Below are 21706 nucleotides of genomic sequence, written 5' to 3'. Positions count from 1 at the left end.
CGTGTTCCCTCCGCAGTTGCGGTGAAATACGGACTGTTTGCGGCCATTAGGTGGCCAAACAGTCCGTATTTCACCGCAACTGCGGAGACTGGGGCTGGCTACTTGAGGTTGGTGGCGACGACGGGGCGGCCGAGGGCTGCCTCGAAGCGGTCGGCCATCGTGGGGTCGCTGAGCGTGTCAACTTGGTTGAGCATGACGCGTGCGGTGCTGAGTTTCAGCGCCTGCATCTCGGCATTGAGCACCTGGGCGACGCGCTCGGGCGTGGCGATGTCGGTGAGCTCGCAGCCGCAACGCTCGCAAAAGAGCTCGGGGCGGTGGACGGCTTCGTTGATGGGCTTGCTGAGTCCCGAGGCGCCGACGAGCCAGATGACGTTTGCCGTGGCGGCGGGAATTACCGGCTCCCAGGCGGCATGCGCCTTGAGCGGGAGCCGCTTGCTGCCGTCCGCCTCGGCCAGGACGTAGTCAAAGCGCTGCGCCAGCTGGTCGAGCGGCTCGGCAGGGGAGGAGAGCTTGCCCGTCTCCGGGTCCAAGACGCCTGCCTGGCAGATGCTCCCGCGCGTAAGGCCAGCGCAGGCCTCGCAGGTGCAACCGGGGACATGCGAGGCGCCCGGCTTCCAAGGCGCGGCGTCCAGGCGACGATTCGACCCGTCCCATGGCACGCCGGCAACGGGAAACATATGTGTGGTGGTGCAGAGAAGCACGCGGTCGCCAGCGCGCATGAGCTCAAGACCCAGCGTCTTTAGCAAGGTCGACTTGCCACCGCTGCCGATAATCGCGGTAATGCCCGGCTCGATCCTGAGCGCCGAGGCAAGATTGCCGCTAACCGTTTCCATCTGTTCACCGCCGTATAATACTGTGATAATAAATAATCATCAGAGTAGCGGTCGAACCGCTTTTGCTCTGCTCAAACCGTAGCACAGGGAGGTGCCCCGGGAATGCTCGTTTATGTTCGCGGCGCCGGCGATATCGCCACGGGCGTCGCCGCTCGCTTGGTGCGCGCCGGCGTGTCGGTCGTTATGGCCGATATCGCGGTTCCCACGTGCATCCGCCGCACAATCTGTTTTTGCGAGGCCATTCGCCTGGGCGAGGTCGAGGTCGAAGGCATTCGCGCTCGCTTGGCACAGACGCCGGCTGAGGCGCTTGCGATTACCGATGCTGGAGACGTTGCCGTCGTGGTGGACCCTCAGGCCAAGATGCTCGACGAGCTGAAACCTGCGGCTGTGGTCGACGCGATTCTGGCCAAGCGCAATCTGGGCACCACGCGCGACATGGCGCCTGCCGTCATCGCTGTGGGGCCGGGCTTTACCGCGCCGGTTGACTGCGACGCCGTGGTCGAGACCATGCGCGGGCATTTTTTGGGTCGCGTCATTACCCAGGGCTCACCCCAGCCCAACACGGGTGTGCCGGGCATGATCGGCGGATACGGCAAGGAGCGTGTTATCCACAGCCCCGCCGCCGGCGTGTTTCGGTCCGACCGCGCAATCGGCGACATCGTGAGCGCCGGAGACGTGATTGGCTACGCGGGCGATACGCCCATGTACACGCAGATCGATGGCTGCCTTCGCGGGCTTTTGGCGAACGGCGTGCAGGTGACTGAGGGCTTTAAATGCGCCGATGTCGATCCGCGCGGCGATGCCAGCTATATCAACTACATTTCGGACAAGGCGACGTCGGTCGGCGGCGGCGTGCTCGAGGCACTCGCTATGCTCACCGATATCTTTAGAGGATAGAAGGCGGCAATGGAAAAGCTCGATGTTGTGAATGCGGCGCTTGCCGCCCTGCGTGCTGGCGAGACGTGCGAGCTGGTGGTCGTGGCCGGTACGGCGGGTTCGTCCCCGCGCGGTGTGGGCGCCTGGATGGCCGTCTTTGCCGATGGCAGCCAGGCGGGCACTATCGGCGGCGGCAAGATTGAGCTCTTTGCACTGGATGAGGCGCGCGAGCTCCTGGGCGCGGGACAGTCGCGTCTGGTCCGCTACACCATGGGCGGCGAGAACTCCGATACCGGCATGATCTGCGGCGGAGCCATCTGCCTGTGCTACCTGCATCTGGATGCGACCCAGGCACCGTTGTTCCAGTCGGTTGCCGACGTCTTGGCCTATCGGCGCATCGGCGACTTCGTCATCGACTTTGAGCCGTTTATCGCAAGCGCGCTCGAGGGCGATGTGGTTGAGTACCATGGCGAGACATCGCGCCATACCATTGCCGGCTGCCCCGAGCTTTCGCTGGTGGAGGAGGGGAGTAAGGTCACCTACACCAACGCCGCCTCCGAGATTCCCCCGGCGCACATCGAGACGCTCTGCCCCGAGGGCCTGACCTATATCTTTGGCTGCGGACACGTGGGCGCTGCGACGGCGCGGGTGCTCACGGCGGCGGGCTTTGCCGTCGTGGCTTGCGACGACCGCCCCGGCACGTTGACGCCCGAATGGGTGCCCGGTGTCTACGACCGTCGTCTGGTCGACTACAAGAACCTGAGCAAGCAGTGCCCCATCGGCCCGCGCGACCTAGTGGTCGTCGCCACGGCGGGTCACAAGTCCGATATCGACGTGGTGATTCAGGCCATGCGTGCCAAGCCCGCCTATCTGGGCTGCTTGGGTTCGCGCCGTAAGACGGCCTTTGTGCGCGCCCGCCTGGAGCAGGAGGGCTTTACGCAGGACCAGATCGACGGGCTGCACCTGCCGATCGGCGTTGCCATCGAGGCGGAGGATCCCGAGGAGATTGCCATCTCCATCGCTGCCGAGATGATCCACCTGCGCCGCACCAAGCTCGTCCCCCGCAAGCGCTAATCGCATCCCCATATATGAGTTGCGGTGGAATAGGGACTGTTTAAGCCTTTTAAGCCATCAAACAGTCCCTATCTCACCGCAACTGCTGTTTTCCTCCGTGCCCTAGGGATCAATTTGTGCGGGGGAGTTGTGGAGTTGTGCAGGCAGACGAGGTTTTTCTGGAAATACGGTCCCGATGCGCGTATAGTACCGATTGTTTTGTCGGCTCCTGCTGCGTCGAGTCCAAACCGCGAAATGCCATGAGCGGCGCGGATGCAGTCAGGAGGCACGAGGACAACCCATCGTGGCCACGCCCCGTGCTTAAAACCCCAAGAAGGAGTGAACAATGGCAGAAGAGAAGTATGTGCCGCGTCTGAAGACCAAGTACAACAACGAGGTTAAGCAGCAGCTTCAGGACAAGTTCCAGTACGAGAACGTCATGATGATCCCCAAGTTTGAGAAGATCGTCGTAAACATGGGTGTCGGCGAGGCCGCTACCGATTCCAAGGCCATCGACGGTGCCGTGCGCGACCTGCGCGCCATCACCGGCCAGCAGCCGATGATCACCCGTGCCCGCAAGTCCATCGCTACCTTCCGCCTGCGCGCTGGTATGCCGATCGGCTGCAAGGTTACCCTGCGTGGCGACCGTATGTGGGAGTTCTTCGATCGTCTGACCTCCGTCGCGATCCCCCGTATCCGCGACTTCCGCGGCATCTCCGCCAAGAGCTTCGACGGCCGTGGTAACTTCTCCATGGGCGTCACCGAGCAGCTCATCTTCCCCGAGATCGACTTCGACTCCGTCGATCACCAGCGTGGTATGGACATCACTTTCGTGACCACCGCCAACACCGATGAGGAGGCCAAGGCCCTTCTGGACGCCTTCGGTTTCCCGTTCAAGAAATAGGTTCACCTGCCCTATGAGCGCCGTTCCCAGAAGGGGGCGGCGCTTGGGGCGAACAATACTCTATGTGAGGAGGATATAAGTGGCTAAGACATCGATGATCGTCAAGTGCAATCGCAAGCAGAAGTTCTCTACTCGTGAGTACACGCGCTGCCAGCGCTGCGGCCGTCCGCACTCTGTGTACCGCAAGTTCGGCCTGTGCCGTGTCTGCTTCCGCGAGCTTGCACTCAAGGGCGAGCTTCCCGGCGTTAAGAAGGCCAGCTGGTAAGTCACTACCAGCGTTTCAAGCATCAGTTTGGAACAGGGAAAACGCGCTAAAAAGGCTTTGCCGTTAAGGGCGGCGAAGAACCAAGAGCACGTGTTCATCAAGAACGAAGGAGAATCTGTATGAACCTTACAGACCCGATCGCAGATATGCTTACGCGCATCCGTAACGCTAACTCTGTGAACAAGGCCACGGTCTCCATGCCGAGCAGCAAGAAGCTCGTCGAGATCGCTCGTGTTCTGCACGAGGAGGGCTACATCGAGGGCTACGATGTCGAGGACACCGTTCCCCAGAAGACTCTGCACATCACGCTTAAGTATGGTCCCAAGAAGGCTAAGGTCATCAACGGCATCCGCCGCATTTCCAAGCCGGGCCTGCGTAAGTACACCGGCGTTGCCGACATGCCCCGCGTCCGCGGTGGCCTTGGTACCGCCATCATTTCCACCAGCCATGGCGTCATGACCGACCGCGATGCTCGCAAGCACAACGTCGGCGGCGAGATCATCGCTTACGTCTGGTAATTCGCTCGGTAGGTAGAAGGAAAGGAGATCACCGTGTCTCGTATCGGTAATAAGCCTGTCCAGATTCCCGCCGGAGTCGAAGTGGCAGTCAACGGCAACAACGTTGTCGTCAAGGGCCCCAAGGGCCAGCTCGAGCTCGATGTCTTTGAGAAGCTCGCTATCAACGTCGAGGACAACGTCCTCACCGTTTCCCGTCCCGACGACGAGCGTGAGACCCGTGCCCGCCACGGCCTCACCCGCGCCCTCATCCACAACATGGTTGTTGGCGTTTCCGAGGGCTTCGAGAAGAAGCTCGAGCTCGCCGGCGTCGGTTACCGCGTGCAGCAGAAGGGCAAGAACCTCGAGTTCTCCCTGGGCTTCTCGCACCCCGTGATCGTCGAGGCTCCCGAGGGCATCACCTTCGAGGTTCCCGACAACACCCACGTGAACGTCAAGGGTATCAACAAGCAGCAGGTCGGTCAGATCGCCGCTGAGATCCGCGGCCATCGTCCTCCCGAGCCTTACAAGGGCAAGGGTATCCACTACGTTGGCGAGCACATCCGCCGCAAGCTGGGTAAGGCCGCCAAGTAGTCGTAACCGACTCACTCGCATAAGACCAGCACCCCGTCAGGTGCTGGCAAGATCAACCTTTTTAGGAGTTTACGTATGAACAAGCATAAGGCGAAGCTGGAAGGCCTCAAGCGTCGTCAGCGTCGTGTTCGCGGCAAGGTCTCGGGTACCTCCGAGCGTCCGCGTCTTCGCGTGACCCGTACTAACGCCAACATCTATGCCCAGATCATCGACGACAGCAAGGGCTCCAGCCTGACGCTCGTCTCTGCCTCGACCCTCGAGGCCGAGTTCAAGGGCACCCACACCTCGAACAAGGAGGCTGCGGAGAAGGTCGGTCAGCTCGTTGGCAAGCGCGCCATCGAGGCCGGCATCACCAAGGTCGCCTTCGATCGCGGTGGCCGTATCTACCATGGCCGCGTCAAGGCCCTCGCCGACGGTGCTCGTGCCGCCGGTCTCGAGTTCTAGGAGGTATGTAGCACATGGCTCGTAATCAGAAGCAGCAGCGCGAGGCCTCCGAGTTCGAGGAGCGCGTCGTTTACATCAACCGCGTGTCGAAGACCGTCAAGGGTGGTCGTCGCATGAGCCTCGTCGCTCTCGTCGTCGTTGGCGACGGCAAGGGTAACGTCGGCGTTGGCATGGGCAAGTCCGCTGAGGTGCCCCTGGCCATCTCCAAGGCGTCTCTCGATGCCAAGAAGAACATGTTCCACGTGCCGGTGACCGAGCAGGGCACCATCCCGCACGAGGTTCTCGGCCACTTTGGTGCCGGCCGCATCATCATCAAGCCCGCTGTCGAGGGTACCGGCGTTATCGCCGGCGGCGCTGTGCGTCCCCTCTTTGAGCTTGCTGGCATCAAGAACGTCCTGTCCAAGTCCCTCGGTACCGACAACGGCCTCAACATCATCAAGGCTGCCGTCGAGGGCCTCAAGGAGCTCTCCAGCCCTGAGGACGTCGCGGCTCGCCGTGGCCTGACGGTCTCCGAGATGTTCGTCGGTAAGGAGAACTAAGCATGGCTGACACCATCAAGATCAAGCAGGTCCGCAGCACCAACGGTTGCAAGCAGGACCAGGTCCGTACTGTCCGTGCCCTCGGTCTCCACAGGATCCGCGAGGTTCGCGAGATTGCTGACAACGAGTCCGTCCGCGGCATGATCTTCAAGGTCAAGCACCTTGTCGAGATTGTAGAGGAGTAGCAAATGCAGCTTCACGATCTTACTCCCGCGCCCGGTTCCACCAAGAACCCCAAGCGCGTCGGCCGTGGCAATTCTTCGGGTCACGGCACCACTTCTGGCCGCGGTCAGAAGGGCCAGGGTTCCCGCTCTGGCGGCACCAAGGGTGCCGGCTTCGAGGGTGGCCAGACTCCGCTGGCTATGCGCCTGCCCAAGCTTCCGGGCTTCCGCAACCCCCGTCGTATCGAGTACACCGCTGTTAACGTTGAGCGTCTCGAGCGTAAGTTCGAGGATGGCGCTGTGATCGACGGTGCCGCTCTTAAGGCCGCTCGCATCACCAAGAGCGAGTTCGAGCCCGTCAAGGTGCTCGGCAATGGTGAGCTCACCAAGAAGTTCACGGTCAAGGTCGACAAGGTCAGCGCTTCTGCGCAGGCCAAGATCGAGGCCGCCGGCGGAAAGGTCGAGCTGCCGTGCTAAATGGTCTTAAGAATGCTTTCCGCATCAAAGAATTGCGCGAAAAGATTCTTTTTACCATAGCTATGCTCGTCGTGTACCGCATTGGTGCGCACGTTCCTGTGCCCGGCATTCCCTTCCAGGGGATGCTGGGCCTTTTCTCGACCGATAACAATTCGGTCGCCGCAGGTGCTATGGCCCTCCTGAATCTTTTCTCTGGCGGCGCGTTGAGCTATGTTTCGGTGTTTTCGCTGGGCATCATGCCTTACATCACCAGCTCGATCATCCTCCAGATGCTCCAGGCCGTTGTGCCTTCCCTGCATGAGCTTGCCCGCGAGGGCGAGGTCGGTCAGACCAAGATTACGCAGTATTCGCGTTACCTCACCCTGGCTCTGGCAATCCTCAACTCCGTGGGTTACCTCTTCCTCTTTAAGAGCTTCGGCATCAGCTTTAACGGCGCCGGCGCTCCCGAGATCATCTTCGACCTCATGATCGTCGGCACGCTCACCGCGGGCGCCATGTTGATCATGTGGATTGGTGAGCTCATCACCCAGCGCGGTATCGGCAATGGCATGTCGCTGATCATCTTTGCGAACATCATGGCCGGTCTGCCGCAGGCGATCTTCTCCAGCACCGAGGGCAATGCCGGTGGCATCATCACCATGGTGATCATCTGCGCCATCATCCTGCTGGTTATCCCGCTGATTGTTTTCCTTGAGCGCGGCCAGCGCCGCATCCCGGTCTCCTACGCCAAACGCGTCGTTGGCCGTCGCATGATGGGTGGCCAGACCACCTACCTGCCCATCAAGGTCAACACCGCGGGTGTCGTGCCGATCATCTTCGCTTCGGCGTTGCTGTACTTCCCGGCTCAGATTGCCGTGTTCTTCCCCGGCATCGGCTGGATTCAGGCAGTTGCCTCCGCGCTTTCGACCGGTTGGCTCAACTGGGTGCTTAATGTTGTCCTCATCGTGTTCTTCGCGTACTTCTACACCTCCATGGTGTTCAACCCCGATGACACCGCCGACAACCTTAAGAAGCAGGGCGGCTTTATTCCGGGCGTTCGTCCGGGTAGGGCTACCGCGGCCTACATCAAGAACGCGCTCAACAAGATTACGCTTCCCAGCGCTGTCTTTTTGGCGCTCATCGCCATCGTGCCTTCGATCATCTTCTCCTTCACGGGTAACCATCTGATTCAGGCATTTGGTGGCACGTCCATCCTCATCATGGTCGGCGTCGTGCTCGACACGGTCGATAAGCTCGAAGGCCAGATCAAGATGTATGATTACGATGGATTCTTTAAATAGGCTAGAGGAGGATTGCTCATGAACCTCGTATTGCTCGGAGCTCCGGGTGCCGGTAAGGGTACCGTCGCACAGGAGCTCGTCGCCGAGTTTGGCGTCGCCCACATTTCCACGGGCGACCTGCTGCGTGCTGCCGTCAAGGGCGGCACCGAGCTTGGTATTCAGGCTAAGAAGTACATGGACGCTGGCGAGCTCGTTCCCGACCAGCTCGTGATCGACCTTGTCAAGGAGCGCCTTGCCGCCGATGACGCCCAGCAGGGCTTCATTCTCGATGGCTTCCCGCGCAACACCGCCCAGGCTGTGACGCTCGATTCCGAGCTCTCCGCCATGGGTCGCGAGATCGATTGCGCCCTTCTGGTCGATGTGGCCCCTGAGGTCATTATCGATCGTCTGTCTTCGCGTCGCACCTGCCGCGCCTGCGGTTACACCGGCACTGCTGCCGATGCCACCTGCCCCAAGTGCGGTGGCGAGATGTATCAGCGCGACGACGACAAGCCCGAGACCATCAAGAACCGTCTCGACGTCTACGAGAAGTCCACGAGCCCGCTCGTCGACTACTATCGTGGCCAGGGTCTGCTCAAGTCGGTCAACGGTGACCAGGCTCGCGAGACCGTGTACGGGGATGTCAAAGAGGCTCTCGGTCTATGATCAAGATTAAGTCTGCAACGCAAATCGAGCAGATGAAGAAGGCAGGAGCGCTATCTAAGATGGCGCTCCGCCACGTTGGAGCCATGGTGCGCCCCGGCGTTTCGACTTTTGAGCTCGATCAGCTCGCGGAGCAGATTATCCGCATGCATGGCGGCACCCCTGCCTTTAAGGGTTACGGCGGGTTCCCGGGAACCATTTGCGCATCGATCAACGATGCCGTGGTCCACGGTATTCCCAACCCCGACATGATCCTGCGCGATGGCGATATCATCTCCATCGATACGGGAGCCGTTGTCGACGGTTGGGTCGGCGATAACGCATGGACGTTTTTCGTCGGCACCCCCACGCCCGAAGCCAAGGCTTTGTGCGAGGTCACGCGCGATTGCCTTAAGGCTGCCATCGAGCAGACTGTTCCCGGTAACCATATCGGGGACGTCGGTTATGCCGTTCAGTCCCTCGCCGAGTCTCACGGTTACGGCGTGCTTCGTGATTATGTGGGTCATGGCATTGGCCGCGTGATGCATGAGGACCCCAACGTTCCTAACTATGGAAAGAAGGGGAGGGGCGTTCGCCTCCAGGCCGGCATGGTCATTGCCATCGAGCCGATGGTTACGATGGGTTCCAACCATGTGAGCACGGGCTCCGACGGTTGGATTGTTACGACCAACGACCACCTGCCCGCCGCGCACTATGAGAACACCGTCGCCATTACCAATGACGGTCCGGTGATCCTCACCACCGACGCGCAAGGTGCTTGGTGTTCGCTCCAAGGCGGAGAAATGTAACAAGTTCCGCTTAGTTGTGGAGCCATTACGAAGTTATTACGATGCGTGCATACGTGTTGTAGAATACTCAATCGCTGTCGTTTTCTAGAGAAAGATGATTGCTTGTGAAGAAGGAAGACGCAATTGAGCTCGAGGGTACGGTAAAGGAACCGTTGCCCAATGCCATGTTTAAGGTTGAGCTCGAGAACGGTCATTCGGTTCTGTGCAACATTTCTGGCAAGATCCGAATGAATTACATCCGTATTCTCCCCGGTGACAGGGTTGTCGTGGAGCTTTCCCCGTACGACCTGACCCGCGGCCGCATCACCTATCGCTACAAATAGCGGCACGCATACACGCACTCCATTTCCGACTGCAGGCTTAGCTCAACCTACGGTCGGATTGTGTGTGAAGACCAGCCATAGTTTTAAACGCCTGCGGCTGGGCGAGTAGATAGTAGGGAAGTAGTTTGAGCGCTACCGAAAGGAAGAACGATGAAGGTACGTCCTTCGGTCAAGAAGATGTGCGATAAGTGCAAAATCATTAGGCGCCATGGCAAGGTCCTCGTCATTTGCGAGAACCCCCGTCATAAGCAGCGTCAGGGTTAAGAGAGGAGACTACGTTGGCCCGTATTAATGGTGTCGACCTCCCGCGTGAGAAGCGCGTTGAGATCGGTCTGACCTACATTTACGGCATCGGCCGCACCACTGCGACGAAGATCTGCGTCGAGTGCAACGTTAACGTGGATACGCGCGTTAAGGACCTCACCGAGGATGAGGTTAACGCCATCCGCGATTATATCGATAAGAACCAGATCATGGTTGAGGGCGACCTCCGCCGTGAGCGCAACCAGAACGTCAAGCGCCTTATGGACATCGGCTGCAACCGCGGCCTTCGTCACCGCAAGGGCCTCCCGGTCCGCGGCCAGCGCACCCACACTAACGCTCGTACCCGCAAGGGCCCGAAGCGTCAGATCGGTGCTAAGAAGAAGAAATAAGGAGCGCTAGATAGATGGCTACTGCTAAGAAGAACGTTCGCGCTGCCCGTCTGAAGCGCGCGGACCGTAAGAACATTTCCGTGGGCCAGGCTCACATTCGTTCTACGTTCAACAACACGATCGTTTCGATCACCGATCCCCAGGGCAACGTCATTTCCTGGAAGTCGGCTGGCCAGGTGGGCTTCAAGGGCTCCCGTAAGTCCACGCCGTTCGCTGCCCAGATGGCTGCCGAGGCTGCTGCCAAGCAGGCCATGGAGCACGGTATGAAGAAGGTTTCCGTCTTCGTCAAGGGCCCCGGCTCCGGTCGTGAGACCGCCATCCGCTCCCTCCAGGCTGCTGGCCTCGAGGTCTCGAGCATCCAGGACAAGACCCCCATTCCGCACAACGGCTGCCGCCCCAAGAAGCGTCGCCGCGTGTAACTGAAAGGATCGTATCAATATGGCAATCGACAGGACTCCTGTTCTTAAGCGCTGCCGTCAGCTCGGGATCGATCCCGCTGAGCTCGGTTACAGCAGCAAGAAGGAATCTATCCGTCAGCCCAAGCGCCGTCGCAAGGAATCTGAGTACGGCATGCAGCTGCGCGAGAAGCAGAAGGTCAAGTTCATCTATGGCGTTCTGGAGAAGCAGTTCCACGGCTACTTCAACAAGGCCCGCAAGATGAACGGCGTCACCGGTGAGAACCTCATGATCATCCTTGAGTCTCGCCTCGACAACGTCGTCTTCCGTCTTGGCTTCGCCCGCACCCGCAAAGAGGCTCGTCAGTCCGTCCGTCACGGTCACTTCACCGTGAACGGCAAGCGTGTGGACATCCCGTCCTACCGCGTCAAGGCCGGCGACGTCGTCGCTGTCGGCGAGAAGTTCCGTGACCTCCTCCCCATCAAGGAGGCCCTGATTTCCTCCGAGCGCTTTGAGGTCCCTGGCTGGCTCGAGGTCGATATCGAGAAGCTGTCTGGTAACGTGCTCGCTCTGCCGACGCGTGAGCAGATCAGCGGTGATATCAACGAGCAGCTCATCGTCGAGCTCTACTCTAAGTAGTCCATCCGGGCTGCTGAGGCTGGAGGTAATACATGTCAGAATTCATTAGGCCTCAGGTTCAGGTCGAAGAGATCAACGAGACGTCTGCTCGTGTCTCCGTCGAGCCGCTCGAGCGTGGTTACGGCGATACGCTGGGTAACTCCCTTCGTCGCGTTCTTCTGTCCTCGCTCGAGGGTGCCGCCGTCGAGGCTATTCAGATCGATGGTGCGCAGCACGAGTTCATGACCATCCCTAACATGGTCGAGGATGTCACCGACATCGTCCTGAATGTCAAGGGTCTTGTCTTCAGGGCTCTCGGCACGACCGACGAGGCGACCGCCACCATCTCGGTTGACGGCCCCTGCGAGGTCACCGGTGCGGACTTCTTTATTCCGTCCGAGTTTGAGCTGGTCAACCCCGAGCAGCACATCGCTACGCTCACCGAGGGTGGCCATCTCACCATGAGCATGCGCATCGGCTATGGCCGCGGCTATGTCTCTGGCGAGGCCAACAAGCGCGACAACGATCCCATCGGTGTGATCCACGTCGACTCGCTGTACTCGCCGGTTTCCCGTTGCGCCAAGCTCGTTGAGGCTTGCCGTGTCGGTCAGCACACCGACTACGACCGCCTTGTCCTCGAGATCGAGACCAACGGCTCCATCGCCCCGCGCGACGCCGTGGTCCAGGCTGCCAATATCATCAATCAGCATATGGCCGCCTTTATGAACCTTGCCGAGACCCCCGAGGTTGAGGAGGAGGCTTCGATCTTCGCTCCCGATGTCACCAACGACAACGCCGAGCTGGACAAGCAGATCGAGGATCTGGACCTTTCCGTCCGTTCTTACAACTGCCTTAAGCGCGCCAGCATTCACTCGGTCCGTCAACTCGTTGAGTTCTCGGAGAACGATCTGCTCAACATCCGTAACTTCGGTGTTAAGTCGATCGAGGAAGTGAAGGACAAGCTTGAGTCCATGGGCCTGAGCCTGAAGGCTTAATGCTTCGCATATTTGAGGAGAAACTAGACCATGCGTCACAACGTTAAGAAGGGCCTGAAGCTCGGCACCGATGCGAGCCACACCAAGGCCATGAAGAAGAGCCTTGCTAAGGCCCTCTTCGAGAACGACCGCATCAAGACCACCGAGACCCGCGCTAAGGCGCTGCGTTCGGTCGTCGATCCGATCATCACTTGGGCCAAGAAGGGCGACCTGCACTCTCGTCGTCTGGCTATCGCCAAGCTCGGCGATAAGCAGCTCGTTGCCGAGATCTTCGACAAGGCTGCCCAGGGCATGTGGCAGGACCGCAACGGCGGTTATACCCGCATCATGAAGCTCGGCAACCGTAAGGGCGACAACGCTCCTATCGTTATCATGGAGCTCGTCACCGAGCCTTGCACGCCTAAGGCCAAGAAGGCTGCTCCGGCCCCCAAGAAGGCCGCTGCTCCCAAGAAGGTCGAGGCCGTCGAGGAGGCTCCTGCTGAGGAGACCGCTGAGTAGACAATCCGTCTGCATAGGCTATATTCGAGGGGTACGTTCGCGTACCCCTCTTTTTTTGTCGCGATACCGTTGATTGTTTGTTGGGAGCGCCCATGACCGCGCCGTCTGATTTCAATTCGATTCCTGAGCTCGATGCCACGCTTGTATTCTGTGTTGCCTATGATGGCTCGTCCTATAGCGGATTTGCCGAGCAGCCGGGCCAGACGACCGTTGCGGGCGAGTTGCGCCGCGCTATCGAGACGCTGCTGCGCCGCCCGATCGATCTGACGTGTGCGGGTCGTACCGATGCCGGCGTGCATGCGGTGGCCCAGTACATTAGCGTGCCCGTAACGGACGCTGAGCTTGCTCTGACGCGCCGTAGGTGGCTGAGGGCTATGGATGCCCTCCTGCCCAAAGATATCGCCATAAACGAGGTCTACAAGGCCCGTAGGGGCTTTTCTGCCCGCTTTGACGCGCGGTCCCGTACGTATACGTACCGTATTGCCGATCGCGATGCGCGCCCCGTGCTCTCGCGCGGTGCGGTGTGGTGGCATCGCTATCCCCTCGACGTCGATGCGATGGCGGCCGCCTGCCCTGCGCTTTTGGGCGAGCAGGACTTTAAGAGCTTTTGCAAGGTTGCCTCTGCTGTGGGCAAGCCCACGCACCGCTGCGTGATGCGTGCGGAGTTTGGCCACGAGGTCGCTTTTGGCGAGGATATCCTGACCTTCACTATCGAGGGCAATGCGTTTTTGCACTCGATGGTGCGTACCATTGTAGGAACGCTCGTGGAGATTGGCATGCATCGTCGCGATCCCCAGTGGATGCGCGAGGTTATTGACGCCCGTGACCGAACCGCTGCGGGTCCCACGGCGCCTGCCTGCGGCCTTACGTTTATGGGTGTGGATTACGGCCCCGACGAGCTTGTCGTTCTCGACTAGGGGAGTGCTCGGCGCGTCTGTGCCTTGCACATACTATGTGTGAGCTGCGCGTGTGCAACATCTGTTCTTGGCGTGCAACATGTTAGGCGGCTCGTTGCTTTTATAGCTCGGGTGTACCATGAACGACAGTTTGATTTGGTGCTATCGAGAGGATGGAAAACTTGGTTCGACGTTGTTCGCATCCGCGACTTTCGGTGATCCTTGTGGTAGAAGGTTCGCCCAGCTATGCGATGCGTGCGCTCGAGAGTATCCAGAACCAAGACCTCTATGATTTGCAGATTGTCGTTGTCTGCCGCGATGCTGTGCCCGGTGTGCGCCATTCGCTTCAAGTTGCTGCCGACAGGGACATCCATATTGATTTGATTGACGTCGAGGACGCGAAGCGCGGCGCTTGTCTTCGTGCCGGTTTTGATGCCTCGCGCGGCTCTCAAATCATCGCCATGAACGCCGATGAGTGGTTTGCTCCGCAGGCCCTTTCCAAGATGGTCGATATCGCGTGCGATACTGCGGCAGACATTGTGCTCCCCTCGGTGTCGCTCGATCGATACGATGCGCATCGCGAGCGTCATTCGCGCGTCTTGGATGCTGCCTCTATTGCCATAGAAGACGAGTCTTCTATGGTGACTGGGCTGCCCCAGTTGATTTTAGGCGGCTTGGTTGCTCAAGTCTCTGGCGTGATGTACAGCCGTCCACTGTTTGAGGCATGTCTTTTGTGCGATAAGACGTTTCGCACGGTTGGGTTTATGGCGTGCGCGCTCTCGCAGGCACAGCGCGTCTCCGGATGCGGCGACGCTTGTTTCCACGCGGCGGCGCCTAAGCTTACAGATGCCTTTGATCCCACCATGTATGCCAAGGTATCCGATGACGCCCGGGCGCTCGACGAGCTTGCGGACTCACTCTCGGAAGCAGATAGCGGTGGTCGGCTCAAGCTGGCAAGCCAAAAGTTCTACTTTGCCGGACTGGTCGCCTGCATCGAGAATTTGTGTCTGAGCCCGCATGGAGTGTCGTCAATCGAGCGTTCCGCCCGCATGCGTGATATGCTCGAGGCGCCTCGAACCCGTCAGATGGTCGCCGCGCTCAAGGATAACCATCGGGGACTCGGTCTGTTGTTTGGGCCGATCGCCAGCGCCAAGCCCGCGCGCTGCGTGATGTGTACGCATCTGGCAGCTTTTCTTAACCGGACGGGCGCAAAAACCGCCTAAACGGCTCATTACGAAACAAACTTGCATAGAATTGTTTCGAAATGCGTTCTTATACACAAAAGCCTTCAAATAGCGTTAAACTATTCAATCACTGATTGATTGTCTCCGCCATCTTTTGGAGAGAGGGTTTGTATGGCTAAAAAACGCAATGGGCGCCAGGATGCCATTAGAGATATTGTGCGCAATAAGGATGTCCGCACGCAGCGCGTGCTGGTCGATGAGCTCCGTGCTATGGGCTTTGATTGCACGCAGGCGACTGTCTCTCGCGATATTGCCGATATGGGGCTGCGTAAGCTCCCTGAGGGCATCTATGTTCTGGCAGAGGACCTGCACCTGCAGCGTATGGTTTCCGAGCTCGTAACGGGCGTTCTGCGTACCGATAATCTGGTTATGATCAAGGCTCAGCCTGGCACGGCTTCCGGCATCGCCGCCGCCGTTGATGCGGCAGAGTTGCCCGATGTGCTTGGCTCGCTTGCCGGCAACGATACGATTTTGGTTATTGCCCAGACGGCCGAGGACGGCGAGCGCCTCGAGGCGCTGATCAATAAGCTGAGCAATTCTCGCAAGTAGGTGTGCGGGCCGCGCGCTCGGCATTGCGTGCGCTGACATAGTGGCTTGTAAGGGGCATCGACGTTGGTCGGTACCCCTTTTTGTTTGCCGGTATAAAGACCGCCCACCAGGTCGCTTCAAACTAAAAGGCCCCGAGCAGTTCAATAAGCTGCTCGGGGCCTTGTTGGCTTTAGTCGCGTACTTCTTAGCCGACCGTATCGTCAGGCGTGGGCGAGGGGTCGGGAGTGGGCGTAGGCGTAGGCGTGCCGCCATCGCCGCCGGTCGAGCCACCAGTGGAGCCGCCCGTCGAGCCACCAGTGGAGCCGCCCGTCGAGCCACCGGTCGTACCGGTGCCGCCGGTGGTGTCGCCGCCCGTGGTCTCGGTGGTCGTGGTCGTCGTGGTAGTTGTTGTGGTGGTTTCCTCTTCCTCTTCGTCCTCGTCCTTGTCGTCGTTCTCCGACTTCTTGGTGTTGTTGGTGCCGTAGAACTTCCAGACGCTGTTGTTCTTGTAGGTGGGCGCCGTTCCGGTCGCAAACTCCTCGCGCTCGGTACCGGTCAGAACGGTGTTCATAAACCGCTTAAAGACAGGTAGGTTGGTGCTGTCGCCCAGCAGGTCCGTGCCGTATTTTTGGATGGGAATCTCACCCGCGGAATAGCCGGTCCACAGGGCGCATGCCAGCTGCGGGGTATAGCCGCAGAACCACAGGTTGGTGGTGTTGTCGGTGGTGCCCGTCTTGCCGGCATAGGGCTGGTTGACACTCAGGGCGCCGGCAGCACCCGTACCGCTGCCCTTCATGACGCCGGACAGAACATCGGTGACCGCGGCGGCCTCGCCCTCGGTAAGCACCTGTGAGGGATTGTCGGTGTGCTGGTACAGCACCGAACCGGTACGAGAATCAATCTCGGTGATGGCGATCGGCTGGCGATAGTAGCCGCCGTTGGCAAACGTCGCGTAGGCGGCGGCCATCTCGAGCGGCGAGATCGAGCCGGTGCCGAGGGTCATGACGGGAACGTCCTCGATGTTGTCCTTGGCGGGGTCGATGCCGAGCTTTTTGACGAGCGAGATGATCTTGCTGTTGCCGACGGCTTCCGCCACCTGGATGTAGCCGGTGTTGGAGGAGTATGCCGTCGCCTGCTTAAGCGTGATGTTGCCATAGCTCTGGTTGGCGTAGTTTTGTACCTCGGTTGTGGTGCCCTTGGCCTTGAGCGGCGAGTTGCAGTTGAGGGTGACGTTGGGGTTCATGCCGTTTTGGATGGCAGTTGCCAGCGTAAAGGCCTTAAAGGTGGAGCCGACGGGACGCTTGGCCGTGGCATGGTTTACGTGGTTCTCGTCGGCGTTGTAGTCGTAGCCGCCCACCATGCACTTGATGTAGCCGGTCTTGGGGTCGACGACGACCATGCCCATGTCCAGGCCGTCAAGCGAGAGCGTGTCGAGCTGCTCGCGGACGGCATTCTCTGCCACCTGCTGCATCGTGGGGTCGATGGTGGTCTTGACGGTCAGGCCGCCCTTAAAGAGCACGTCGGTCGAGAACTCCTGCTCCAGTAGCTGCTTGACGTAGGAGACAAAGTAGGGCTGCGAGTATACGTCGACGCCGCTGCCCGAGATTTCGGTCACGTTGAGGGTGATGGGCTCGGCCTGTGCGGCATCGTGCTCCTCCTGGGTGATGTGGCCCAGGCGCAGCATGTTGTCGAGAACCTTGTTGCGGCGGGACAGCGCCAGGTCGGGGTTGACCGTGGGGTCGTACTGCGAGGGCGAGTTGGGAAGGCCGATGAGCAGCGCGGCCTCGCTCAGGGTGAGGTCGGCGGCGCTCTTGGACAGATAGGTCTCGGCTGCGGCCTCGATGCCGTAGGCGCCGTGGCCGTAATAGATGGTGTTGAGGTACATCATGAGGATCTCGTCTTTGGAGTACATGTCCTCCATCTTGATGGCGATGTAGGCCTCGCGCACCTTACGCTCAATGGTCGAGTCGAACTGCTCCTCCTGCAGGATGGTGTTGCGCACAAGCTGCTGGGTGATCGTCGAGGCGCCTTCGTGCCCGCCGCCGAGGGTTGCCACCGCAGCACGCGCGATACCCCACAGGTCGATACCGCCGTGCTCGTAGAAGCGCTCGTCCTCGACGTCAACGGTGCCCTGCAGCACGTAGGGGGAGACCTCGTCCTTGGTGATGGACTTGCGGTTTTGCGTGTAGAAGCTCGCGATCTTGTTGCCGTTGCAGTCGACGATCTCGGTGGGCTCGCTCACCAGATACGCGTTGGCGTCGGTGTAGTCGGGCAGATCGGACAGCCAGCGGTTGACGTTGCCGACCATGCCGATGCCAAATGCCACGCCCGCAATCAGCAGAAAGCCCAAAAACGAGAGCAGGATTATGGGCAGAGCATGCGTCTTTGAACGGCTGCGTCCCTGTCGTTGGCGAGGACCCATATATTGACCTCCAGGTATGTCGTGCCGGACGGTGGATGTGCCGTCGGGGCAGGATGGACATAAGTTATTACACGATAAACCAAACGGGGCGCGCGAGGCCTCGTGTATGCTGGAAGACGGCATTTTTCAGAGTGAATGCATACCTTGGTAAGGAGTTTGTCGATGGCGATTCGGACGATGGGGCCGAGCGGACAATACGAGACTGGATTGGATGCTGCCGGTGCGGCGCTGCCCGAGCTGCTGGCGCCGGCGGGCGGACTCGACCAGATGCTTGCGGCCATCGCCGCGGGTGCCGATGCCATCTATGCGGGGTTGGGCGGCTTTAACGCCCGTGTGAGCGCCCATGGCTTTACGGATAACGAGTTTGCGCGCGGCTGCGCCGTGGCGCATGCCCATGGCGTGCGTGTGTACGTAACGCTCAACGTGTTCGTGTTTGACGATGAGTTGTCCGACGCGGTGGCGTTGGGAGCTCATGCACTGGAGCTGGGCGCCGATGCTCTGATTGTGGCCGATGCCGGGTTGGCCCGCGCGCTGAGCGCGGCGATTCCCGGGGTCGAGATTCACCTGTCTACGCAGGCGGGCGTTCATAGCGAAGGCGCCGTGCGGCTTGCCGCCGATGAGCTGGGGGTCGAGCGCGTGACGACGGCACGCGAGCTGACGGTCGACGAGATTGCGGCGCTCTGTGCCACGGGCGTGCCCATCGAGGTATTCTGCCACGGTGCGATTTGCATCGGCTATTCGGGGGCGTGCGAGTTCTCGGCCCTGCGGCGTGGGCGCTCGGCGATGCGCGGCGACTGCACGCAGCCGTGCCGTCTGGCGTACGACCTAGTGGACGAGGCGGGACAGAGCGTTGTCGCCGTCGAGGGAGATCGCCTGCTGTGCCCGCGCGACCATCTGGGTATTGCGCATCTGACCGAGTTTGTAGATGCCGGCGTGGCGTCGCTCAAGATCGAGGGGCGCATGAAGAACCCCGATTACGTATTCAATGTGGTGCGGGTGTGGCGCCGGGCGCTCGATATGCTGCGCGACGGCGCGTGGGACCCCGGTGCCGTGGAAGAGCTTGAACGCGAGCTGGGAAGGTCGTTTAACCGTGGGTTTACCGATGCGTATCTGCGAGGGCGTTCGGGTGCCGAGCTGATGAGCTTTGAGCGCGCAATTAACCAGGGCGTGCGCGTGGGACGCTTGGTCGCTGTGGGCCACGAAGAGGCGACCGTTGAGCTCGACGCCGCCGTGGCGGCGGGTGACACGCTCGAGATCCGGTTTTATCCGGGTGTCGACGCGCGTCCCGATGTGCCCAAGCGCTGGCCGCAGGTGCCCTGCCCGGTGGATGCCGCAGCGGGGAAGCGCGTCGTCGTGCATTGCAAGCGTAAGGTGGACACGGGCTGTGAGGTATACCTGATTCGCAGCGCCGGCGTGCTGGATCAGACGGCGGCGGTGTTGGAGCGCATGCGGGCCGAGACGGATGCGATTGCGCCCGTTGCACGTGCCGTTGAGGTACTGCCCTTTGAGGATGTTGTGGTGGATGGCGGTGCGTCGACGGAGTTGGTGGAGTGCGCGGTTTCCGCTCGCATGGTTTTTGCTTGGCAGCTGATGGATGCCGACCCGCGCGGAGAGCTCGATTTGTCCGACGCCGTTGTGGTGCTGGACGAGGTGTGCCGCACGGGTGACGCTGACCGGACCCGCTCACTGATGCAGCGTGCCGGGCGCGTCGTCTGCCGCAACCTAGGACAGGTGGTGATCGCTCGCGAGCTGGGTGTGGCGTTTGACGTGGCGGCGCCGGTGTTCTGCGCGAATCGGGCCACGCTTACCTGGCTGCGCGGACTCGGTGCGGGGCGGGTGTGCTTGCCGGCCGAGTTGCTCGGCAATGATGCGGAGCGTATTGCCGAACTGGCTGCTGAACCCGGCGTCTTGGGTCTGGTCGACGCCGACCGTCCCGAGCTTATGGTGTGCGAGCACTGCCTGCTGACCGCCGAGGGTGCCTGCGCCAAGGATGCAACAGGGCAGGTTCGTTGCCGTGACTGCTCGCGCCGTCAGCAAACACGATATTTGGTCGAGCGCGACGGCATGCGCCTGCCGGTCGCCGTTGATGCGTGCGGCAGGACGAGGATTTTCCTGTCGTAGGTGTTCGGCCGCGCCGTTTTGGTTATCATAAGAGAGTTTATGAACTTCCAGCACCGCCGTATCCGGTGAGGGTGCTATGGCAAAAGGAGGATACCCAATGCTGTCTGTTGACGAGCAAATGCGTATCATCACCTCGGGCGCCGCGAAGATCGTCCCCGAGACCGACCTTCGCAAGAAGCTTGAGAAGGGCGAGCCCCTCAACATCAAGCTCGGCGTCGACCCCACTAGCCCCGACCTGCACCTGGGCCATGCCGTGCCGCTGCGCAAGATGCGCCAGTTCCAGGACTTGGGCCACAACGTCACCCTTATCATCGGCAACGGCACCGCGCTGATCGGCGATCCCTCGGGCAAGAACTCCACGCGTCCGCAGCTTTCGCAGGAGCAGATCGAGGCCAACGCCGAGACCTACGTGAGCCAGGCCATGAAGATCCTGGACCCCGAGAAGACCACCATCGTGCACAACGGCGATTGGATCCTTTCGATGGATCTGGCCGGCCTGCTGCAGGTGTGCTCCAAGTTCACCGTTGCCCGCATCCTTGAGCGCGACGACTTTACCAAGCGCTACCAGTCTCAGACGCCGATCGCCCTGCATGAGTTCCTGTATCCCGTGATGCAGGCCTTCGACTCTGTGCAGATCAAGGCCGACGTGGAGATGGGCGGTACCGATCAGCTCTTCAACCTGCTCGCCGGCCGCGAGCTTATGGAGAAGATGGGCATGGAGCCCCAGATCGCGCTCACCATGCCGCTGCTCGAGGGCACCGATGGCGTTCGTAAGATGTCCAAGTCCTATGGCAACTACATCGGCCTGACCGACGCCCCCAAGGATATGTTCGGCAAGACCATGTCCATCCCCGACGAGATGATCGGCAAGTACTATCGTCTGGCCAGCTCGCTCACCCCGGCCGAGGTCGACAAGATCGACGCCGCCCTGGCCGATGGTTCTGCCGACCCCTACGATCTCAAGCGCGCTCTGGGCCGCGACCTGTGCGACACCTACCACGGCGCCGGTGCCGGCGACGAGGCTCAGGCCGAGTTCGACCGCGTGTTCAAGGAAGGCCAGCTCGCCGACTTCCCCGAGAAGCACGTTGAGCTGACTGTTAACGACGAGGGCCAGATCTACCTCGCCGGCCTGCTCAAGGACTTGGGTCTTTCGGCGAGCGCCGGCCAGGCTCGTCGCGATATCGACGGCGGCGGTGTCAAGATCAACGGCAAGGCCGTGGCTCCCAAGAGCTACAACATCGACCCGAGTGCCCTCAAGCTGGGCGACACCCTTTCCGTAGGCAAGCGCAAGGGCTTCAAGCTTATTTAGTTACGCGGTTTTACCAAACCGCGTAACCGGTCGACGCTGCAAACCCGCCAGCGCGGCAATCTGCCTTTCAACTTCGTCGGCATGACCAGAAGGTCAATGCCGCCTTGTTTCAAGGCACCTTGCTCGCTCTGGCGGGTTTTCGCTGTCGTTGCCAAGACATCGGCGCTTCCGTTGTTGTAGGTGGCAGTTAGGTGCACTCATTGGGGACAGACTTAAATGAGTGCCCACAGAATGAGAGTGGATAATCTTCCGTTTTTGGCCTGCTTGGGGGTTCAAAGTGGGAGATTATCCACTCTCATCATTTTGCGGCACTTGGGGACGTTCCTTTTAATATGAGCAGGACATTGTCAAGA

General features: G+C 60.3%; 27 protein-coding genes. 25 read left to right on the top strand and 2 right to left on the bottom strand.

What is annotated here, in order from left to right; all coding sequences use genetic code 11:
• Positions 1 to 98 precede the first annotated feature (98 nt).
• Positions 99 to 833 carry a selenium cofactor biosynthesis protein YqeC gene (gene yqeC / locus DXC18_RS04135; RefSeq protein ID WP_117716418.1) on the bottom strand — a complete coding sequence of 245 codons (735 nt, stop codon included), beginning with the start codon at positions 831 to 833 and terminating at the stop codon, positions 99 to 101.
• A gap of 102 nt (positions 834 to 935) precedes the next feature.
• Between yqeC and yqeB the strand changes: the two genes are divergently transcribed.
• From yqeB to DXC18_RS04020, 23 genes are all read left to right on the top strand, one after another.
• Positions 936 to 1730 (top strand): selenium-dependent molybdenum cofactor biosynthesis protein YqeB, encoded by a 795-nt coding sequence (yqeB, locus tag DXC18_RS04130; RefSeq protein WP_117716417.1) that lies wholly within the window; start codon positions 936 to 938, stop codon positions 1728 to 1730.
• Positions 1731 to 1739: 9 nt separating this feature from the next.
• Complete coding sequence (locus tag DXC18_RS04125) at positions 1740 to 2783, top strand: XdhC family protein (RefSeq protein ID WP_117716416.1); 1044 nt, start codon at positions 1740 to 1742, stop codon at positions 2781 to 2783.
• Between the two features lie 325 nt (positions 2784 to 3108).
• Positions 3109 to 3666 carry a 50S ribosomal protein L5 gene (gene rplE / locus DXC18_RS04120; RefSeq protein WP_006235260.1) on the top strand — a complete coding sequence of 186 codons (558 nt, stop codon included), beginning with the start codon at positions 3109 to 3111 and terminating at the stop codon, positions 3664 to 3666.
• Positions 3667 to 3745: 79 nt separating this feature from the next.
• Positions 3746 to 3931, top strand: coding sequence for a type Z 30S ribosomal protein S14 (locus tag DXC18_RS04115; protein WP_022094280.1), 186 nt, complete (start codon positions 3746 to 3748; stop codon positions 3929 to 3931).
• A 119-nt stretch (positions 3932 to 4050) separates the two neighbouring features.
• Positions 4051 to 4449: a 30S ribosomal protein S8 gene (rpsH, locus tag DXC18_RS04110; RefSeq protein WP_006235262.1), complete on the top strand. Its 399-nt coding sequence runs from the start codon at positions 4051 to 4053 to the stop codon at positions 4447 to 4449.
• A 33-nt stretch (positions 4450 to 4482) separates the two neighbouring features.
• Complete coding sequence (gene rplF, locus DXC18_RS04105; protein ID WP_006235263.1) at positions 4483 to 5019, top strand: 50S ribosomal protein L6; 537 nt, start codon at positions 4483 to 4485, stop codon at positions 5017 to 5019.
• Positions 5020 to 5094: 75 nt separating this feature from the next.
• Complete coding sequence (rplR, locus tag DXC18_RS04100; protein WP_006235264.1) at positions 5095 to 5463, top strand: 50S ribosomal protein L18; 369 nt, start codon at positions 5095 to 5097, stop codon at positions 5461 to 5463.
• A 14-nt stretch (positions 5464 to 5477) separates the two neighbouring features.
• Entirely contained in the window at positions 5478 to 6002 is a 525-nt protein-coding gene (rpsE, locus tag DXC18_RS04095; RefSeq protein WP_055252236.1) for a 30S ribosomal protein S5, read from the top strand.
• A 2-nt stretch (positions 6003 to 6004) separates the two neighbouring features.
• Positions 6005 to 6187, top strand: a complete 183-nt coding sequence (rpmD, locus tag DXC18_RS04090) for a 50S ribosomal protein L30 (RefSeq protein WP_006235266.1) — start codon at positions 6005 to 6007, stop codon at positions 6185 to 6187.
• Positions 6188 to 6190: 3 nt separating this feature from the next.
• A complete protein-coding gene (gene rplO, locus DXC18_RS04085; RefSeq protein WP_117716415.1) occupies positions 6191 to 6640 on the top strand; it encodes a 50S ribosomal protein L15 in 450 nt (149 codons plus the stop codon).
• Positions 6634 to 7920 (top strand): preprotein translocase subunit SecY, encoded by a 1287-nt coding sequence (gene secY / locus DXC18_RS04080; RefSeq protein ID WP_035137447.1) that lies wholly within the window; start codon positions 6634 to 6636, stop codon positions 7918 to 7920. Before rplO ends, secY begins: the two co-directional genes overlap by 7 nt.
• An 18-nt stretch (positions 7921 to 7938) precedes the next feature.
• Complete coding sequence (locus DXC18_RS04075) at positions 7939 to 8565, top strand: adenylate kinase (RefSeq protein ID WP_006235269.1); 627 nt, start codon at positions 7939 to 7941, stop codon at positions 8563 to 8565.
• The gene (map, locus tag DXC18_RS04070) at positions 8562 to 9350 is read left to right on the top strand and encodes a type I methionyl aminopeptidase (RefSeq protein ID WP_117716414.1); all 789 of its coding nucleotides are present in this window, start codon (positions 8562 to 8564) and stop codon (positions 9348 to 9350) included. The genes DXC18_RS04075 and map overlap by 4 nt, the downstream gene beginning before the upstream one ends.
• 104 nt (positions 9351 to 9454) lie before the next feature.
• On the top strand, positions 9455 to 9673 hold the full coding sequence (gene infA / locus DXC18_RS04065; protein WP_035137443.1) for a translation initiation factor IF-1: 219 nt from the start codon (positions 9455 to 9457) through the stop codon (positions 9671 to 9673).
• Positions 9674 to 9823: 150 nt separating this feature from the next.
• Positions 9824 to 9937, top strand: coding sequence for a 50S ribosomal protein L36 (gene rpmJ / locus DXC18_RS04060; protein WP_006363204.1), 114 nt, complete (start codon positions 9824 to 9826; stop codon positions 9935 to 9937).
• A 14-nt stretch (positions 9938 to 9951) separates the two neighbouring features.
• Complete coding sequence (gene rpsM, locus DXC18_RS04055) at positions 9952 to 10326, top strand: 30S ribosomal protein S13 (protein WP_022094275.1); 375 nt, start codon at positions 9952 to 9954, stop codon at positions 10324 to 10326.
• A 14-nt stretch (positions 10327 to 10340) separates the two neighbouring features.
• Entirely contained in the window at positions 10341 to 10745 is a 405-nt protein-coding gene (gene rpsK, locus DXC18_RS04050) for a 30S ribosomal protein S11 (protein ID WP_006235274.1), read from the top strand.
• 19 nt (positions 10746 to 10764) lie between these two features.
• Positions 10765 to 11361 carry a 30S ribosomal protein S4 gene (rpsD, locus tag DXC18_RS04045; RefSeq protein ID WP_006235275.1) on the top strand — a complete coding sequence of 199 codons (597 nt, stop codon included), beginning with the start codon at positions 10765 to 10767 and terminating at the stop codon, positions 11359 to 11361.
• A gap of 32 nt (positions 11362 to 11393) precedes the next feature.
• Positions 11394 to 12335: a DNA-directed RNA polymerase subunit alpha gene (locus DXC18_RS04040; RefSeq protein WP_117716413.1), complete on the top strand. Its 942-nt coding sequence runs from the start codon at positions 11394 to 11396 to the stop codon at positions 12333 to 12335.
• Positions 12336 to 12365: 30 nt separating this feature from the next.
• Complete coding sequence (gene rplQ / locus DXC18_RS04035) at positions 12366 to 12833, top strand: 50S ribosomal protein L17 (RefSeq protein WP_006235277.1); 468 nt, start codon at positions 12366 to 12368, stop codon at positions 12831 to 12833.
• A gap of 92 nt (positions 12834 to 12925) precedes the next feature.
• A complete protein-coding gene (gene truA, locus DXC18_RS04030; RefSeq protein WP_117629206.1) occupies positions 12926 to 13750 on the top strand; it encodes a tRNA pseudouridine(38-40) synthase TruA in 825 nt (274 codons plus the stop codon).
• A 203-nt stretch (positions 13751 to 13953) separates the two neighbouring features.
• On the top strand, positions 13954 to 14952 hold the full coding sequence (locus DXC18_RS04025) for a glycosyltransferase (protein WP_158549267.1): 999 nt from the start codon (positions 13954 to 13956) through the stop codon (positions 14950 to 14952).
• 132 nt (positions 14953 to 15084) lie between these two features.
• On the top strand, positions 15085 to 15522 hold the full coding sequence (locus DXC18_RS04020) for an arginine repressor (RefSeq protein WP_006235280.1): 438 nt from the start codon (positions 15085 to 15087) through the stop codon (positions 15520 to 15522).
• A 184-nt stretch (positions 15523 to 15706) separates the two neighbouring features.
• On the opposite strand, the gene DXC18_RS04015 is transcribed toward DXC18_RS04020, so the two are convergent.
• Positions 15707 to 17923 carry a transglycosylase domain-containing protein gene (locus DXC18_RS04015; RefSeq protein WP_117716412.1) on the bottom strand — a complete coding sequence of 739 codons (2217 nt, stop codon included), beginning with the start codon at positions 17921 to 17923 and terminating at the stop codon, positions 15707 to 15709.
• Positions 17924 to 18085: 162 nt separating this feature from the next.
• On the opposite strand from DXC18_RS04015, the gene DXC18_RS04010 reads away from it, so the two are divergent.
• Together DXC18_RS04010 and tyrS are read left to right on the top strand one after the other, a co-directional pair.
• Positions 18086 to 20044, top strand: a complete 1959-nt coding sequence (locus tag DXC18_RS04010) for a U32 family peptidase (RefSeq protein ID WP_158551960.1) — start codon at positions 18086 to 18088, stop codon at positions 20042 to 20044.
• Between the two features lie 97 nt (positions 20045 to 20141).
• Positions 20142 to 21353, top strand: a complete 1212-nt coding sequence (gene tyrS, locus DXC18_RS04005; protein ID WP_199412194.1) for a tyrosine--tRNA ligase — start codon at positions 20142 to 20144, stop codon at positions 21351 to 21353.
• Positions 21354 to 21706 lie beyond the last annotated feature (353 nt).

The organism is Collinsella sp. OM08-14AT (assembly GCF_003438115.1).
GTDB lineage: Bacteria > Actinomycetota > Coriobacteriia > Coriobacteriales > Coriobacteriaceae > Collinsella.
The sequence above is the reverse complement of the archived record's forward strand: the minus strand, read 5'-3'. Positions and strand labels throughout refer to the sequence as shown.

Coding starts and splice junctions, on each gene's coding strand:
- DXC18_RS04125 (WP_117716416.1), top strand. CDS start 1,740: ATGGAAAAGCTCGATGTTGTGAATGCGGCGCTTGCCGCCCTGCGTGCT.
- DXC18_RS04020 (WP_006235280.1), top strand. CDS start 15,085: ATGGCTAAAAAACGCAATGGGCGCCAGGATGCCATTAGAGATATTGTG.
- rplO (WP_117716415.1), top strand. CDS start 6,191: ATGCAGCTTCACGATCTTACTCCCGCGCCCGGTTCCACCAAGAACCCC.
- rplE (WP_006235260.1), top strand. CDS start 3,109: ATGGCAGAAGAGAAGTATGTGCCGCGTCTGAAGACCAAGTACAACAAC.
- truA (WP_117629206.1), top strand. CDS start 12,926: ATGACCGCGCCGTCTGATTTCAATTCGATTCCTGAGCTCGATGCCACG.
- rpsE (WP_055252236.1), top strand. CDS start 5,478: ATGGCTCGTAATCAGAAGCAGCAGCGCGAGGCCTCCGAGTTCGAGGAG.
- rpmD (WP_006235266.1), top strand. CDS start 6,005: ATGGCTGACACCATCAAGATCAAGCAGGTCCGCAGCACCAACGGTTGC.
- rpsH (WP_006235262.1), top strand. CDS start 4,051: ATGAACCTTACAGACCCGATCGCAGATATGCTTACGCGCATCCGTAAC.
- DXC18_RS04010 (WP_158551960.1), top strand. CDS start 18,086: ATGGCGATTCGGACGATGGGGCCGAGCGGACAATACGAGACTGGATTG.
- DXC18_RS04040 (WP_117716413.1), top strand. CDS start 11,394: ATGTCAGAATTCATTAGGCCTCAGGTTCAGGTCGAAGAGATCAACGAG.
- rplR (WP_006235264.1), top strand. CDS start 5,095: ATGAACAAGCATAAGGCGAAGCTGGAAGGCCTCAAGCGTCGTCAGCGT.
- DXC18_RS04015 (WP_117716412.1), bottom strand. CDS start 17,923: ATGGGTCCTCGCCAACGACAGGGACGCAGCCGTTCAAAGACGCATGCT.
- yqeC (WP_117716418.1), bottom strand. CDS start 833: ATGGAAACGGTTAGCGGCAATCTTGCCTCGGCGCTCAGGATCGAGCCG.
- DXC18_RS04075 (WP_006235269.1), top strand. CDS start 7,939: ATGAACCTCGTATTGCTCGGAGCTCCGGGTGCCGGTAAGGGTACCGTC.
- yqeB (WP_117716417.1), top strand. CDS start 936: ATGCTCGTTTATGTTCGCGGCGCCGGCGATATCGCCACGGGCGTCGCC.
- map (WP_117716414.1), top strand. CDS start 8,562: ATGATCAAGATTAAGTCTGCAACGCAAATCGAGCAGATGAAGAAGGCA.
- rplQ (WP_006235277.1), top strand. CDS start 12,366: ATGCGTCACAACGTTAAGAAGGGCCTGAAGCTCGGCACCGATGCGAGC.
- rpsD (WP_006235275.1), top strand. CDS start 10,765: ATGGCAATCGACAGGACTCCTGTTCTTAAGCGCTGCCGTCAGCTCGGG.
- rpmJ (WP_006363204.1), top strand. CDS start 9,824: ATGAAGGTACGTCCTTCGGTCAAGAAGATGTGCGATAAGTGCAAAATC.
- tyrS (WP_199412194.1), top strand. CDS start 20,142: ATGCTGTCTGTTGACGAGCAAATGCGTATCATCACCTCGGGCGCCGCG.
- rpsK (WP_006235274.1), top strand. CDS start 10,341: ATGGCTACTGCTAAGAAGAACGTTCGCGCTGCCCGTCTGAAGCGCGCG.